The sequence below is a fragment of the Pseudomonas quasicaspiana genome (assembly GCF_021147825.1).
GTDB lineage: Bacteria > Pseudomonadota > Gammaproteobacteria > Pseudomonadales > Pseudomonadaceae > Aquipseudomonas > Aquipseudomonas quasicaspiana.
Window position 1 is genome coordinate 40,163 of record NZ_JAGTPI010000005.1, and the last position, 12,070, is coordinate 52,232.

Sequence of the window (12,070 nt, forward strand, 5' to 3'; positions counted from 1 at the left end):
AACGACTATTCCCCTTCATCAAACTTGTTATTGATCAACTCAACCAGACCATCCAGCGCAGCCTGCTCCTGCTCGCCCTCGGTCGAAAGGTGAATATCCGTGCCTTTGCCAGCGGCGAGCATCATCACTGCCATGATGCTTTTGCCATCCACCATGCTTTCCGGTGAGCGACCCACGCGGATCTGGCAGGGGTACTTGCCGGCGACTCCGACGAATTTGGCGGCTGCGCGGGCGTGCAGGCCCAGCTTGTTGATAATGGTGATTTGAAGAGCGGGCATCGCAGGGGAAGTCCTTTCAGCTTATGTCGCGGTGGCGAACCTGAACGTTTTTGAGGGATTGTTGCAGGACCTGACCCAGGCGCTCGGTCAGGTACACCGAGCGGTGATGGCCGCCAGTGCAGCCAATGGCAATGGTTACATACGAGCGGTTGCTGGCAGCAAAGCGCGGCAACCACTTGTTTAGATACGCGAAGATGTCCTGAAACATCTCCTCCACATCAGGCTGTGCAGCTAGATAGTCGATAACAGGCTGATCTTTTCCCGATTGTTCTCGCAGCTCTGGCTTCCAGTAAGGATTAGGTAGGCAGCGTACGTCGAATACCAGATCGGCATCCACGGGCATACCGCGCTTGAAACCGAAAGACTCGAGCAGGAACGCGGTACCCGGCTCCGGCTTGTTCAGCAGGCGAAGCTTGAGGGTGTCGCGCAACTGGTAGAGATTCAGGTGGGTGGTGTTGATCTTCAGGTCGGCAAGATCAATGATCGGCCCCAGCAATGTGGTCTCGTCCCGAATGGCCTCGGCCAGCGAGCGGTCTGCGTTGCTCAGAGGATGACGGCGACGGGTTTCCGAGAACCGCTTGAAGAGCGTTGATTCATCCGCATCCAGGTAAAGCACGTCGCACTGGATATTGCGTGAACGGACCTCTTCCAGCATCTGTGGGAAGCGGGTCAGGTGGCTGGGCAGGTTACGTGCGTCAATAGACACCGCCAGCAGTGGGTCAGCCAGCTCGGTGTTGATCAGCGCGCGTTCGGCCAACTCGGGCAGCAGGCCCGCCGGGAGGTTATCAACGCAGTAAAAACCGCTGTCTTCCAGGACGTCCAGCGCTGTGCTTTTGCCGGAGCCTGAGCGACCGCTCACAATGATCATGCGCATGATTAATGACCGTTTTGCTCGTCCAGTACTACCTGATAAAGGGCTTCATTGCTCGGGGCACTACGCAGGCGTTCACGCACTTCTTTGCGGTCTAGCATGCTGGCTATCTGGCGCAGCAATTCCAGGTGTGCATCGGTAGCCGCTTCCGGGACCAGCAGAACAAACAGCAGGTCAACGGGGGCGCCATCGATAGCGTCGAAATCTACAGGAGCGTTCAGGTGCAACAACGCGCTGATAGGAGATTCACACCCCTTCAAGCGACAATGCGGAATGGCGATGCCATTACCAAAGCCGGTAGAACCTAGCTTTTCACGGGCGATAAGACTCGAAAACACGTCGTCCGAATCCAGATCAGGCACTTCTTTGCCGATCAGGTTGGCAATTTGTTCGAGGACTTTTTTCTTGCTGCCGCCCGGCACGTTCACGAGTGAACGGCCGGGGGTCAGGATATTTTCTAGTCGGATCATGTTTTGGGGGTATCAGCGAGCCGTTGCACCCTGAAGGAGGCTTAGCTGTTTTTCCTTATGCTTGAGCAGTTGTCTATCCAGCTTGTCGGTCAAAAGGTCGATTGCCGCGTACATGTCATCATGTTCCGCATTGGCGACGACCTTTGAGCCGGGGATGTGCAGGGTGGCTTCGATTTTCTGCTTGAGCTTCTCGACCTCCATGATGACCTGCACATTAGTGATCTTGTCGAAGTGGCGCTCCAGTCGTCCGAGTTTTTCGGTGATGTAGTCGCGTAGGGCGTCGGTCACATCCAGTTGATGTCCACTGATGTTGACTTGCATACCGCTTTCTCCTTATTGCCAGTGCATAAAGAGGCAGGCGTTTGCCTGCCACTGGAACGCTGTGGCTAGCAACCGGGTTGTGTAGAAACCGCCTCGGGCCAACGCTCGCACGGTTGCTACGGTACCTCTCGTCACATCAGTCGCTTGCGTTCACTCGACGGCGCAATGCCAAGAGATTCGCGGTATTTGGCTACTGTGCGACGGGCTACTTGAATGCCTTGTGCCTCCAGTAAACCAGCGATCTTGCTGTCACTCAACGGCTTTTTCTGATTTTCCGCTGCAACCAGTTTTTTGATGATCGCCCGAATGGCTGTGGATGAACATTCACCGCCCTCGGAGGTGCTTACATGGCTCGAGAAGAAATATTTCAACTCGTAAATACCACGGGGGGTATGCATGAATTTCTGCGTGGTTACACGAGAAATGGTCGACTCATGCATGCCTACGGCCTCTGCAATGTCATGCAGGACCAGTGGCTTCATCGCCTCATCGCCATACTCAAGAAAGCCGCGCTGGTGCTCGACGATCTGTGTCGCCACTTTCATCAGGGTTTCATTGCGGCTCTGCAGGCTTTTGATGAACCAGCGTGCTTCTTGCAGCTGATTGCGCATGAAGGTGTTATCGGCGCTGGTATCAGCGCGGCGGACAAACCCGGCGTATTGCGGATTCACACGCAGGCGTGGGACCGATTCCTGATTGAGCTCAACCAGCCACCGCTCGTTGTCCTTGCGCACAATGACGTCCGGTACCACATACTCAGCTTCGGTGGACTCGATTTGCGAACCCGGGCGAGGGTTGAGGCTTTGCACCAGTTCGATGACCTGGCGCAGTTCATCTTCCTTGAGCTTCATGCGGCGCATGAGCTGCGAGTAGTCGCGGCTCCCCAGCAGGTCGATGTAGTCACTGACCAGGCGCTGTGCTTCGTTGAGCCAACGGGTTTTTGCAGGTAGCTGACGCAGTTGCAGCAGCAGGCATTCGCTAAGGTTGCGCGCGCCGATGCCGGCGGGTTCAAACTGCTGGATGCGGTGGAGCACGGCTTCAATCTCGTCGAGCTCGATATCAAGCTCGGGATCGAAGGCGTCGAGGATTTCTTCCAGCGTCTCGTCCAGATAACCCTGATTGTTGATGCAGTCGATCAGCGTCACGGCGATCAGGCGATCGGTGTCGGACATCGGCGCCAGATTCAACTGCCAGAGCAAATGGCTTTGCAGGCTCTCACCGGCAGAGGTGCGAGTGGTGAAGTCCCATTCGTCATCGTCGTTGCTGGGCAGGCTGCTGGCGCTGGTTTGGTAGACGTCTTCCCACGCGGTGTCGACGGGCAGCTCGTTGGGGATGCGCTCGCTCCAGTCGCCCTCTTCAAGGTTGTCCACAGTAGGCGCCGGCTCCTGATAAGTCGGCTCCTGGACATCAGGATTAGGTTTCTGCTCGACGTTGTCAGCCAGTGGATCAGCGTTGTCGAAATCGTCGCCTTCTTCCTGGCGTTCCAGCATAGGGTTCGACTCCAGTGCCTCCTGGATCTCCTGTTGGAGGTCCAGTGTCGACAATTGGAGTAAGCGGATGGCCTGTTGCAGCTGCGGCGTCATCGTCAGCTGCTGGCCCATTCTCAAGACTAGCGATGGTTTCATGGCTGGGGCTTAACACCTTATTCGCCGGCGCACATGCGCCATCCACTACCGAGCGCCTGGGCGCGTACATAAGCAAATTATATGCCTGAAACTGAAGTGTTTGCCTAGGGGATGCTGGCATTTAATAACCATCAGCACCAACAACCAGGCATGCCCGCCTTTAAAGCCGGGCACCGCAGTTCTTTTTACAGGCGGAACTCGTGACCGAGGTAGACCTCTTTCACCAGCTGATTTGCGAGAATGGTTTCCGAGTCGCCTTCGGCAATTAGCTGCCCGTCATTGACGATGTAGGCTGTCTCGCAGATGTCCAGAGTTTCACGAACGTTGTGATCAGTGATAAGCACGCCGATGCCCTTGGCTTTCAGATGGTGGATGATCTGTTTGATATCGCCTACGGAAATCGGGTCCACACCTGCGAATGGTTCGTCGAGCAGAATGAATTTCGGTGAGGTAGCAAGTGCGCGTGCGATTTCTACGCGGCGGCGCTCACCACCAGACAGGCTCATGCCCATATTGTCGCGGATATGGGTGATGTGGAACTCCTGCAGCAGGCTTTCCAGCTCCTTGCGGCGTCCATCCCGGTCCAGTTCCTGACGGGTCTCGAGAATCGCCATGATGTTGTCGGCTACCGACAACTTGCGAAAGATCGAGGCTTCCTGTGGCAGGTAGCCAATACCGGCACGTGCACGGCCGTGCATGGGCTGGTGGCTTACATCCAGGTCGTCGATCAACACTCGCCCCTGATCCGCCTGAACCAGGCCGACAATCATGTAAAAGCAAGTGGTCTTGCCAGCGCCGTTAGGCCCCAGCAATCCAACGATCTGGCCGCTTTCGATGGACAGGCTCACATCGCGAACGACCTGACGGCCCTTGTAGCTCTTAGCCAAATGCTGGGCTTTCAGCGTCGCCATTTACTGGGCCTTCTGCTGGTCGGTTTTCTTTTTCGGCTGGATAACCATGTCAATACGCGGACGTGGCGTGGTCACCTTGCTGCCGCCATTGGCACGACCAGCACTGACGATCTGCTTGACCGTGTCATACACGATCTTCTCGCCTTCGGACGTGTTGCCATCATTGATGACCTTGGCCTTGTCGATCAGTACGATACGATCCTGCGCAGCGTAGTACTGGATGGTGATCGCGTAGGCTTGAACGATAGGCTTGTCTACAGACGGCTTCTGCTCGTAGTAGGCCAGGTTGCCGACCGATGTGAACACGTCGACTTCGCCTTGGGCATTACGTGTGATGGTCACTGTGTTGCCGGTGATCTTCATCGAGCCCTGGGTGATGATTACGTTGCCTTTGTAGGTAGCAACGCCTTTCTTGTCGTCGAGTTGTGCGTCGTCGGACTGAATGTGGATCGGCTGATCGCGATCAGTCGGCAGGGACCAGGCGCTCGCGCTTCCCAGTGCTGCACCCAGGCCAAGCAAAAAAGGAAGGGTTTTAACGAGCCTCATACTGTCCTCTTACATTAGATAGCAGGTCCATCCTGCCGTCGTTCAAATACGCTTTCATTCCCTTGGCCGTAGTCACACCGCCCGCGCCGTCGATTCTAACGGCTTGCTCGGTCTGCGCATATTGCTTCTGCGGGAATACGGTCATTCGACTGCTGGTAATTATGGTCGTACGTTTTTTCTCGTCGGTTCTTGCTATGCGAACCGAGTCAATCAGTTCGACTTGCTCACCACCAGGGGAAACCTCACCCGTTTTGCTCTGGATATGCCAGGGAAACAGGGTGCCACGGTACATCTGCAAGTCTGGCGTGGTCAGCATTGTCACATCGGTGGCCTTGATATGCTCGACCTTGTCGGCCGTCATTTCGTACTGCAACTTGCCATCCGGCAGATACTGCACGCTGTGAGCATTGATTGCGTAAAAGTCGATGGCGCTTTCGTCCACCGTAGCAGCCGGTTGCTCCATGAAGCTTTCCGGGCTGATGTTCCAATAGCCTGCGGCGGCCAGCAAAAATGCCAGCACACCGAGGATCAGAAACGTTCGAATTCGTTTGCTAAGCATAAATGGCTTCTGTCTATAAGTAGGCTGCGTGGGCGGCTTCAAGACTGCCTTGGGCGCTCATGATCAATTCACAGAACTCGCGCGCTGCGCCTTCGCCACCGCGCGCCAGGGTAATGCCATGGGCATGTTGCCGGACAAAAGTAGCGGCATTGGCCACCGCCATGCCCAGGCCGACACGCCGAATGACTGGCAAGTCTGGCAGATCATCACCCAGATAGGCGACCTGTTCGTAATTCAGACCGAGTTGGCCGAGTAGTTCGTCGAGAACCACCAGCTTGTCTTCACGGCCCTGATAAAGATGTTCAATACCGAGGTTCTTTGCCCGACGTTCAACCACTGGGGTCTTGCGGCCGCTGATAATGGCCGTTGCCACGCCAGAGGCGATCAGCATTTTAATGCCTTGGCCGTCCAGCGTGTTGAAAGTCTTGAATTCGCTACCGTCCTCAAGGAAGTACAGGCGACCGTCGGTCAGTACGCCGTCGACGTCGAAGATGGCCAGTTTGATATTTTTGCCGCGTTGCAGCAGATCGGTAGTCATTTGCGCATCTCCATTACATGACGCCTGCGCGCAGCAGGTCCTGCAGGTTGAAAGCTCCGACCGGATGATCATTTTCGTCAACGACGATGAGTGAACCGATCTTGTGATCTTCCATGATTTTCAATGCTTCAGCCGCGAGCATTTCAGGGCGGGCTGTCTTGCCGTGAACGGTCATCACGTCATCGATGGTTGCCAGGCGAATATCAATCGGACGATCCAGAGTGCGGCGCAGGTCGCCGTCAGTGAATATCCCGGCCAGTCGTCCATCGGCCTCGATAACTGCGGTCATGCCCAGTCCCTTGCGGGTCATTTCCATCAGCGCGTCGCGCAGCAGAGTGCCGCGCTGTACTTGTGGCAGTTGTTCGCCGCTGTGCATGACGTGCTCGACCTTGAGCAGCAAGCGTCTGCCTAAAGCACCACCGGGATGCGAGAACGCGAAGTCTTCAGCCGTGAAACCGCGGGCTTCCAGCAGTGCTACTGCGAGAGCATCGCCCATGACCAGTGCTGCAGTTGTCGAAGAGGTAGGCGCCAGATTCAGTGGGCAGGCCTCATGTTCCACACGAGCATTAAGGTTAACGTCGGCAGCTTCAGCCAGGGTTGACTCCGGATTGCCCGTCAGGCTGATCATCTTGATGCCAAGGCGTTTGATCAGGGGCAGCAATGTAACGATTTCAGCCGTTGTTCCCGAGTTTGACAGGGCGAGGATGATGTCACCGGAAGTGATCATGCCCATGTCGCCGTGGCTGGCTTCGGCTGGGTGAACAAAAAACGAAGTGGTGCCGGTGCTCGCCAGAGTGGCGGCGATCTTTTTTCCGATGTGGCCTGATTTTCCCATGCCCACCACAACAACGCGTCCTTTGCTCGCGAGAATCATCTCGCAGGCCTTGATGAAATCCGCGTCGATATTAGGTAACAACCCCTCCACGGCTTCGATTTCAAGGCGGATGGTGCGTTGTGCTGACTGGATCAGGTCGCTGGATTGGTTCATGTGAAAATCGGTTGGCCGGTTAAAAGGCGGCGATTATAGCGGTAATGCGCGATTCCCTCACGTCTGATCGTCGAGCTTTGCGTTTAAACGTTCTGTATGACGATAGGTCGAGCTCATTTGCAGGAAGTGTCGCAAATTGTGTATGGCGATATTGATTGATCGTTTTGGCGCTTTGGCGACGCCTTGTCGCAGTGGTATAGTTCGCGGCTTGTTCCGCCCACCGAGACAGCATGTCTCCCGACAGGGACTCGGCAGCTGAACGTGAGGCTGTATCGCAAGGAGTTTAGATGAGCGCCGATAACGCCTACGCGATCGAGCTGAAGGGCGTTTCCTTCAGGCGCGGTACGCGCAGCATTTTCGATAATGTTGATATTCGTATTCCCCGCGGCAAAGTCACCGGCATCATGGGACCTTCGGGCAGTGGCAAAACTACTTTGCTGCGTTTGATGGGGGCCCAGCTACGGCCTTCTGCTGGCGAAGTGTGGGTCAACGGTCAGAACCTGCCCGCCTTGTCGCGCAGCGATTTGTTCGATGCGCGCAAGCACATGGGCGTTTTGTTCCAGAGCGGTGCACTGTTTACGGACCTGGATGTGTTCGAGAACGTTGCCTTCCCGTTGCGGGTCCATACAGAGCTGCCGGAAGAAATGATTCGTGACATTGTCCTGCTCAAGTTACAGGCAGTGGGACTGCGCGGTGCCATCGAGTTGATGCCCGACGAACTGTCAGGTGGCATGAAGCGTCGCGTGGCGCTGGCTCGTGCGATTGCCCTCGATCCCCAGATACTCATGTACGACGAGCCATTCGTGGGGCAAGACCCCATTGCAATGGGTGTGCTGGTTCGTCTGATCAAGCTGCTCAATGATGCGCTCGGTATCACCAGTGTTGTGGTCTCCCATGATCTGGACGAAACGGCGAGTATTGCTGACTACCTCTATCTTGTCGGCGACGGTCAGGTGCTGGGGCAGGGGACACCCGAAGAACTGATGGGCTCGGACAATCCGCGCATTCGTCAATTCATGACCGGCAACCCGGACGGCCCGGTGCCGTTTCACTATCCTGCGCCGGATTACCGCGAAGATCTTTTGGGGAAGCGCTGATGCGCAAGAAGTCATTAATGGAGCGAGTACGCCTTCTCGGCCGTGCCGCAATCGATATCCTGGCGGTGCTCGGGCGTTCGGCGATTTTTCTGGTTCACGCCTTGCTGGGGCGGAGCTCGATTGGCGGCAGCTTTCAGTTGCTGGTCAGGCAGCTCTACTCGGTCGGTGTCATGTCCCTGGCGATCATCGTCGTATCGGGCATGTTTATCGGCATGGTGCTGTCGCTTCAGGGTTTCAGCATCCTGACCAAGTACGGTTCGGAGCAGGCAGTCGGGCAAATGGTTGCCCTTACGCTTTTGCGAGAGTTGGGGCCTGTGGTTACGGCGTTGCTGTTTGCTGGCCGTGCAGGTTCGGCATTGACCGCCGAGATCGGCAACATGAAATCGACCGAGCAGTTGTCCAGTCTGGAAATGATCGGTGTTGACCCGCTCAAGTACATCGTTGCGCCACGTCTGTGGGCCGGGTTCATTTCCCTGCCGCTGCTGGCCATGATCTTCAGCGTAGTGGGTATCTGGGGAGGCTCCTGGGTAGCGATCGACTGGCTGGGTGTCTATGAAGGCTCTTTCTGGTCAAACATGCAGAACAGCGTTTCTTTCGTTGATGATGTGATTAACGGCGTCATCAAGAGCGTCGTATTTGCGTTCGTTGTGACCTGGATTGCCGTTTTCCAGGGTTACGACTGCGAACCCACCTCAGAAGGGATCAGTCGTGCCACGACGAAAACAGTCGTGTATGCCTCCTTGGCCGTACTGGGCCTGGACTTTATTCTGACCGCCTTGATGTTTGGAGATTTCTGATGCAAAACCGCACCATCGAAACAGGTGTAGGCCTGTTCCTGCTGGCCGGGATTCTGGCTTTGCTCCTGCTTGCCCTGCGCGTCAGCGGTCTGAGCTCCAGCGCCAGCACTGATACTTATAAACTTTATGCAAATTTCGACAATATTGCCGGTTTGACTGTCAGAGCCAAGGTGAGCATGGCTGGCGTCACAATTGGCAAGGTCACGGCGATTGATCTTGATCGCGACACCTTCACAGGTCGGGTGACCATGGAAGTCCAGAAGAAGGTGAATAACCTGCCTCTCGATTCCACTGCATCGATTTTGACCGCTGGCTTGCTCGGTGAGAAATATGTGGGTATCAGCGTAGGTGGCGACGATGGGTTGCTTAAGGATGGCAGTACCATCCATGACACGCAGTCGTCGCTTGTGCTGGAAGACCTTATCGGAAAATTCCTGCTCAATACCGTGAGTAAAGACGCTAAATGAGGAGCTTTTACATGATCTCTATCGTGCGCCGTGGTCTGTTGGTGTTGCTGGCATTGTTGCCAATGCTGGGGAATGCCGCCGCCACACCGTCCGCTCATGATCTGGTGGATCGCACCACCAAGGAATTGCTGAGTGATCTGGCAGCCAACAAAGAACAGTACAAAAGTAATCCGGGCGCGTTTTACGACGCGCTGAACCGCATTGTCGGTCCGGTGGTAGATGCCGATGGCATTTCCAAAAGCATCATGACCGTGAAGTACTCGCGCAACGCTTCTCCAGAGCAGATTCAGCGCTTCCAGGAAAACTTCAAGCGCAGCCTGATGCAGTTCTATGGCAACGCACTGCTTGAATACAACAACCAGGGCATCACCGTTTCGCCTGAAAAACCTGAAGGCGCCGATCGCACCAGCGTTGAAATGCAGGTCAAGGGTACCAACGGCGCGATGTATCCGGTCTCCTACACACTCGTCAAGATTGGCGGCGAGTGGAAGGTACGGAACGTGATCATTAACGGGATTAACATCGGCAAGCTGTTCCGTGATCAATTCGCCGATGCAATGCAGCGTAACGGCAACAACCTCGACCAGACGATCAACAACTGGGCGGGTGAAGTTGCCAAGGCTAAAGAGAAAGCGCCTGAAGCTGCTCCGCAATGACCGAGTCAGCCGTCAAGCTCGTTGCGCCGGGCGAGCTGCAGTTAACCGGTACGCTCGACTATTCGACCGGTCCGGCCTTGCGCAAGCAGGGTGCCGCGCTGATCAAGTCGAGCGAGTTGTCGACCGTTGTTCTGGACTGCTCCGGTGTCGAGAAGTCCAGCAGCGTTGGTCTGGCCTTGCTGCTCGCGTTCATGCGTGATGCGCGTGACGCGGGCAAAGATGTAAGCATTCGTTCCATGCCGGAAGACATGCGCAAGATCGCCCAGGTGTCCGAGTTGACTGAACTGCTTCACAATCATTGATTGTCCTTTATGAAAGCCCCTCGTCCGGGTCCTGCGTTGCGGGGTTCGCATTGAGTGGGCTTTTTTGTATGATGGCCGACCCGCGCGCGTAGGTCGCCAATCGAGGTTTTGCATGCACGCCGTAGAAGTTAAGAGCTTCCTTGAAGGGAAGCTGCCCGAGGTACAGGTCGAAGTTGAAGGCGAAGGCTGCAACTTCCAGCTGAACGTGATCAATGACGAGTTGGCTACGCTGAGCCCGGTCAAGCGTCAGCAGCAGATCTACACGCATTTGAACCCTTGGATTGCCGATGGCAGCATCCATGCGGTCACCATGAAATTTTTCAGCCGCGCTGCGTGGGCCGAGCGCACCTGAGCCACTTGGCGTCGAGACTCTAATGGATAAATTGATTATTACTGGCGGCGTTCGTCTTGATGGCGAAATCCGCATTTCCGGGGCGAAAAACTCTGCCCTGCCGATTCTTGCCGCGACCCTGTTGGCCGATGGCCCGGTAACCGTCCAGAACCTGCCGCACTTGCACGACATCACCACCATGATCGAACTGTTCGGTCGTATGGGTATCGAGCCGGTGATCGACGAAAAACTCAGCGTGGAAATCGATCCGCGCACGATCAAGACGCTGATTGCCCCGTACGAGCTGGTGAAGACCATGCGCGCTTCGATTCTGGTGCTCGGCCCTATGGTCGCCCGTTTCGGCGAAGCTGAAGTCGCGTTGCCAGGCGGTTGCGCCATCGGCTCGCGTCCAGTGGATCTGCACATTCGTGGCCTCGAAGCCATGGGCGCGATCATTGACGTCGAGGGCGGCTACATCAAGGCCAAAGCCCCTGAAGGCGGTCTGCGCGGTGCTAACTTCTTCTTTGATACCGTCAGCGTGACCGGTACCGAAAACATCATGATGGCCGCGAGCCTGGCCAACGGCCGCAGCGTTCTGCAGAACGCCGCCCGTGAACCTGAAGTCGTTGACCTGGCAAACTTCCTGATTGCCATGGGTGCGAAAATTCAAGGCGCTGGTACTGACACCATCACTATTGATGGCGTGAAGCGTCTGCACTCGGCAACCTACAAAGTCATGCCTGACCGCATCGAGACCGGCACTTATCTGGTTGCTGCTGCCGCTACCGGTGGCCGCGTCAAGGTCAAGGACACCGATCCGACCATCCTCGAAGCAGTGTTGCTGAAGCTTCAGGAAGCGGGCGCTGAAGTGACCAGCGGCGTGGACTGGATCGAGCTGAACATGCACGGCAAGCGTCCTAAAGCCGTCAATGTGCGTACTGCTCCGTATCCTGCGTTTCCGACTGACATGCAGGCGCAGTTCATCTCGCTCAACGCCATCGCTGAAGGCACGGGTGCAGTAATCGAGACCATCTTCGAAAACCGTTTCATGCACGTGTACGAAATGCACCGCATGGGCGCGCAGATTCAGGTCGAAGGCAACACGGCCATCGTGACCGGTACCGAAGTGCTCAAAGGCGCGCCAGTCATGGCTACCGATCTTCGTGCATCGGCCAGCCTGGTTATCTCTGCACTGGTTGCCCAGGGCGATACGCTGATCGACCGCATCTACCACATAGACCGCGGTTACGAGTGCATTGAAGAGAAACTGCAGATGCTGGGCGCGAAGATTCGTCGCGTTCCGGGCTAGCAGT

General features: G+C 56.0%; 17 protein-coding genes. 7 read left to right on the plus strand and 10 right to left on the minus strand.

Features of this window, described 5'->3' with window-relative positions; genetic code table 11:
* Positions 1-5 precede the first annotated feature (5 nt).
* The 10 genes from KDX30_RS05215 to KDX30_RS05260 all read right to left on the minus strand — a co-directional run bounded on the left by KDX30_RS05215 (position 6) and on the right by KDX30_RS05260 (position 7,107).
* The gene (locus KDX30_RS05215; RefSeq protein ID WP_122394941.1) at positions 6-278 is read right to left on the minus strand and encodes an HPr family phosphocarrier protein; all 273 of its coding nucleotides are present in this window, start codon (positions 276-278) and stop codon (positions 6-8) included.
* Between the two features lie 16 nt (positions 279-294).
* Complete coding sequence (gene rapZ / locus KDX30_RS05220) at positions 295-1,152, minus strand: RNase adapter RapZ (RefSeq protein WP_231675185.1); 858 nt, start codon at positions 1,150-1,152, stop codon at positions 295-297.
* A gap of 2 nt (positions 1,153-1,154) precedes the next feature.
* A complete protein-coding gene (gene ptsN / locus KDX30_RS05225) occupies positions 1,155-1,619 on the minus strand; it encodes a PTS IIA-like nitrogen regulatory protein PtsN (protein WP_027897843.1) in 465 nt (154 codons plus the stop codon).
* Positions 1,620-1,631: 12 nt separating this feature from the next.
* A complete protein-coding gene (gene hpf, locus KDX30_RS05230; RefSeq protein WP_027897842.1) occupies positions 1,632-1,940 on the minus strand; it encodes a ribosome hibernation-promoting factor, HPF/YfiA family in 309 nt (102 codons plus the stop codon).
* 131 nt (positions 1,941-2,071) lie between these two features.
* A complete protein-coding gene (locus tag KDX30_RS05235; RefSeq protein ID WP_231675186.1) occupies positions 2,072-3,565 on the minus strand; it encodes an RNA polymerase factor sigma-54 in 1,494 nt (497 codons plus the stop codon).
* A 185-nt stretch (positions 3,566-3,750) separates the two neighbouring features.
* Positions 3,751-4,476, minus strand: a complete 726-nt coding sequence (gene lptB, locus KDX30_RS05240) for an LPS export ABC transporter ATP-binding protein (protein ID WP_027897840.1) — start codon at positions 4,474-4,476, stop codon at positions 3,751-3,753.
* Positions 4,477-5,022, minus strand: coding sequence for a lipopolysaccharide transport periplasmic protein LptA (gene lptA, locus KDX30_RS05245; protein ID WP_027897839.1), 546 nt, complete (start codon positions 5,020-5,022; stop codon positions 4,477-4,479). It lies immediately after the preceding gene.
* A complete protein-coding gene (gene lptC / locus KDX30_RS05250) occupies positions 5,009-5,581 on the minus strand; it encodes an LPS export ABC transporter periplasmic protein LptC (protein WP_027897838.1) in 573 nt (190 codons plus the stop codon). The genes lptA and lptC overlap by 14 nt, the downstream gene beginning before the upstream one ends.
* 13 nt (positions 5,582-5,594) lie before the next feature.
* Complete coding sequence (locus KDX30_RS05255) at positions 5,595-6,119, minus strand: KdsC family phosphatase (protein ID WP_231675187.1); 525 nt, start codon at positions 6,117-6,119, stop codon at positions 5,595-5,597.
* A 13-nt stretch (positions 6,120-6,132) separates the two neighbouring features.
* Positions 6,133-7,107, minus strand: coding sequence for a KpsF/GutQ family sugar-phosphate isomerase (locus KDX30_RS05260; RefSeq protein ID WP_231675188.1), 975 nt, complete (start codon positions 7,105-7,107; stop codon positions 6,133-6,135).
* A 287-nt stretch (positions 7,108-7,394) separates the two neighbouring features.
* On the opposite strand from KDX30_RS05260, the gene KDX30_RS05265 reads away from it, so the two are divergent.
* The 7 genes from KDX30_RS05265 (at position 7,395) to murA (ending at position 12,066) form a co-directional block, all read left to right on the plus strand.
* Positions 7,395-8,204, plus strand: a complete 810-nt coding sequence (locus KDX30_RS05265) for an ATP-binding cassette domain-containing protein (protein WP_027897835.1) — start codon at positions 7,395-7,397, stop codon at positions 8,202-8,204.
* On the plus strand, positions 8,204-9,001 hold the full coding sequence (gene mlaE / locus KDX30_RS05270; RefSeq protein WP_027897834.1) for a lipid asymmetry maintenance ABC transporter permease subunit MlaE: 798 nt from the start codon (positions 8,204-8,206) through the stop codon (positions 8,999-9,001). Before KDX30_RS05265 ends, mlaE begins: the two co-directional genes overlap by 1 nt.
* A complete protein-coding gene (gene mlaD / locus KDX30_RS05275) occupies positions 9,001-9,468 on the plus strand; it encodes an outer membrane lipid asymmetry maintenance protein MlaD (RefSeq protein WP_027897833.1) in 468 nt (155 codons plus the stop codon). Before mlaE ends, mlaD begins: the two co-directional genes overlap by 1 nt.
* Before the next feature lie 11 nt (positions 9,469-9,479).
* Positions 9,480-10,124 (plus strand): MlaC/ttg2D family ABC transporter substrate-binding protein, encoded by a 645-nt coding sequence (locus KDX30_RS05280; protein ID WP_027897832.1) that lies wholly within the window; start codon positions 9,480-9,482, stop codon positions 10,122-10,124.
* Positions 10,121-10,426, plus strand: coding sequence for an STAS domain-containing protein (locus KDX30_RS05285; protein WP_027897831.1), 306 nt, complete (start codon positions 10,121-10,123; stop codon positions 10,424-10,426). The genes KDX30_RS05280 and KDX30_RS05285 overlap by 4 nt, the downstream gene beginning before the upstream one ends.
* A gap of 112 nt (positions 10,427-10,538) precedes the next feature.
* Positions 10,539-10,778 (plus strand): BolA family protein, encoded by a 240-nt coding sequence (locus KDX30_RS05290; RefSeq protein WP_027897830.1) that lies wholly within the window; start codon positions 10,539-10,541, stop codon positions 10,776-10,778.
* Positions 10,779-10,800: 22 nt separating this feature from the next.
* Entirely contained in the window at positions 10,801-12,066 is a 1,266-nt protein-coding gene (gene murA / locus KDX30_RS05295) for a UDP-N-acetylglucosamine 1-carboxyvinyltransferase (protein ID WP_027897829.1), read from the plus strand.
* Positions 12,067-12,070: the final 4 nt, after the last annotated feature.

Excerpts from the sequence above, each read along its gene's own strand:
- lptB (WP_027897840.1), bottom strand. The coding sequence starts at position 4,476 with ATGGCGACGCTGAAAGCCCAGCATTTGGCTAAGAGCTACAAGGGCCGT.
- lptC (WP_027897838.1), bottom strand. The coding sequence starts at position 5,581 with ATGCTTAGCAAACGAATTCGAACGTTTCTGATCCTCGGTGTGCTGGCA.
- KDX30_RS05255 (WP_231675187.1), bottom strand. The coding sequence starts at position 6,119 with ATGACTACCGATCTGCTGCAACGCGGCAAAAATATCAAACTGGCCATC.
- murA (WP_027897829.1), top strand. The coding sequence starts at position 10,801 with ATGGATAAATTGATTATTACTGGCGGCGTTCGTCTTGATGGCGAAATC.
- mlaD (WP_027897833.1), top strand. The coding sequence starts at position 9,001 with ATGCAAAACCGCACCATCGAAACAGGTGTAGGCCTGTTCCTGCTGGCC.
- ptsN (WP_027897843.1), bottom strand. The coding sequence starts at position 1,619 with ATGATCCGACTAGAAAATATCCTGACCCCCGGCCGTTCACTCGTGAAC.
- hpf (WP_027897842.1), bottom strand. The coding sequence starts at position 1,940 with ATGCAAGTCAACATCAGTGGACATCAACTGGATGTGACCGACGCCCTA.
- KDX30_RS05215 (WP_122394941.1), bottom strand. The coding sequence starts at position 278 with ATGCCCGCTCTTCAAATCACCATTATCAACAAGCTGGGCCTGCACGCC.
- KDX30_RS05265 (WP_027897835.1), top strand. The coding sequence starts at position 7,395 with ATGAGCGCCGATAACGCCTACGCGATCGAGCTGAAGGGCGTTTCCTTC.
- KDX30_RS05290 (WP_027897830.1), top strand. The coding sequence starts at position 10,539 with ATGCACGCCGTAGAAGTTAAGAGCTTCCTTGAAGGGAAGCTGCCCGAG.
- lptA (WP_027897839.1), bottom strand. The coding sequence starts at position 5,022 with ATGAGGCTCGTTAAAACCCTTCCTTTTTTGCTTGGCCTGGGTGCAGCA.
- KDX30_RS05280 (WP_027897832.1), top strand. The coding sequence starts at position 9,480 with ATGATCTCTATCGTGCGCCGTGGTCTGTTGGTGTTGCTGGCATTGTTG.
- KDX30_RS05285 (WP_027897831.1), top strand. The coding sequence starts at position 10,121 with ATGACCGAGTCAGCCGTCAAGCTCGTTGCGCCGGGCGAGCTGCAGTTA.
- KDX30_RS05260 (WP_231675188.1), bottom strand. The coding sequence starts at position 7,107 with ATGAACCAATCCAGCGACCTGATCCAGTCAGCACAACGCACCATCCGC.
- mlaE (WP_027897834.1), top strand. The coding sequence starts at position 8,204 with ATGCGCAAGAAGTCATTAATGGAGCGAGTACGCCTTCTCGGCCGTGCC.
- rapZ (WP_231675185.1), bottom strand. The coding sequence starts at position 1,152 with ATGCGCATGATCATTGTGAGCGGTCGCTCAGGCTCCGGCAAAAGCACA.
- KDX30_RS05235 (WP_231675186.1), bottom strand. The coding sequence starts at position 3,565 with ATGAAACCATCGCTAGTCTTGAGAATGGGCCAGCAGCTGACGATGACG.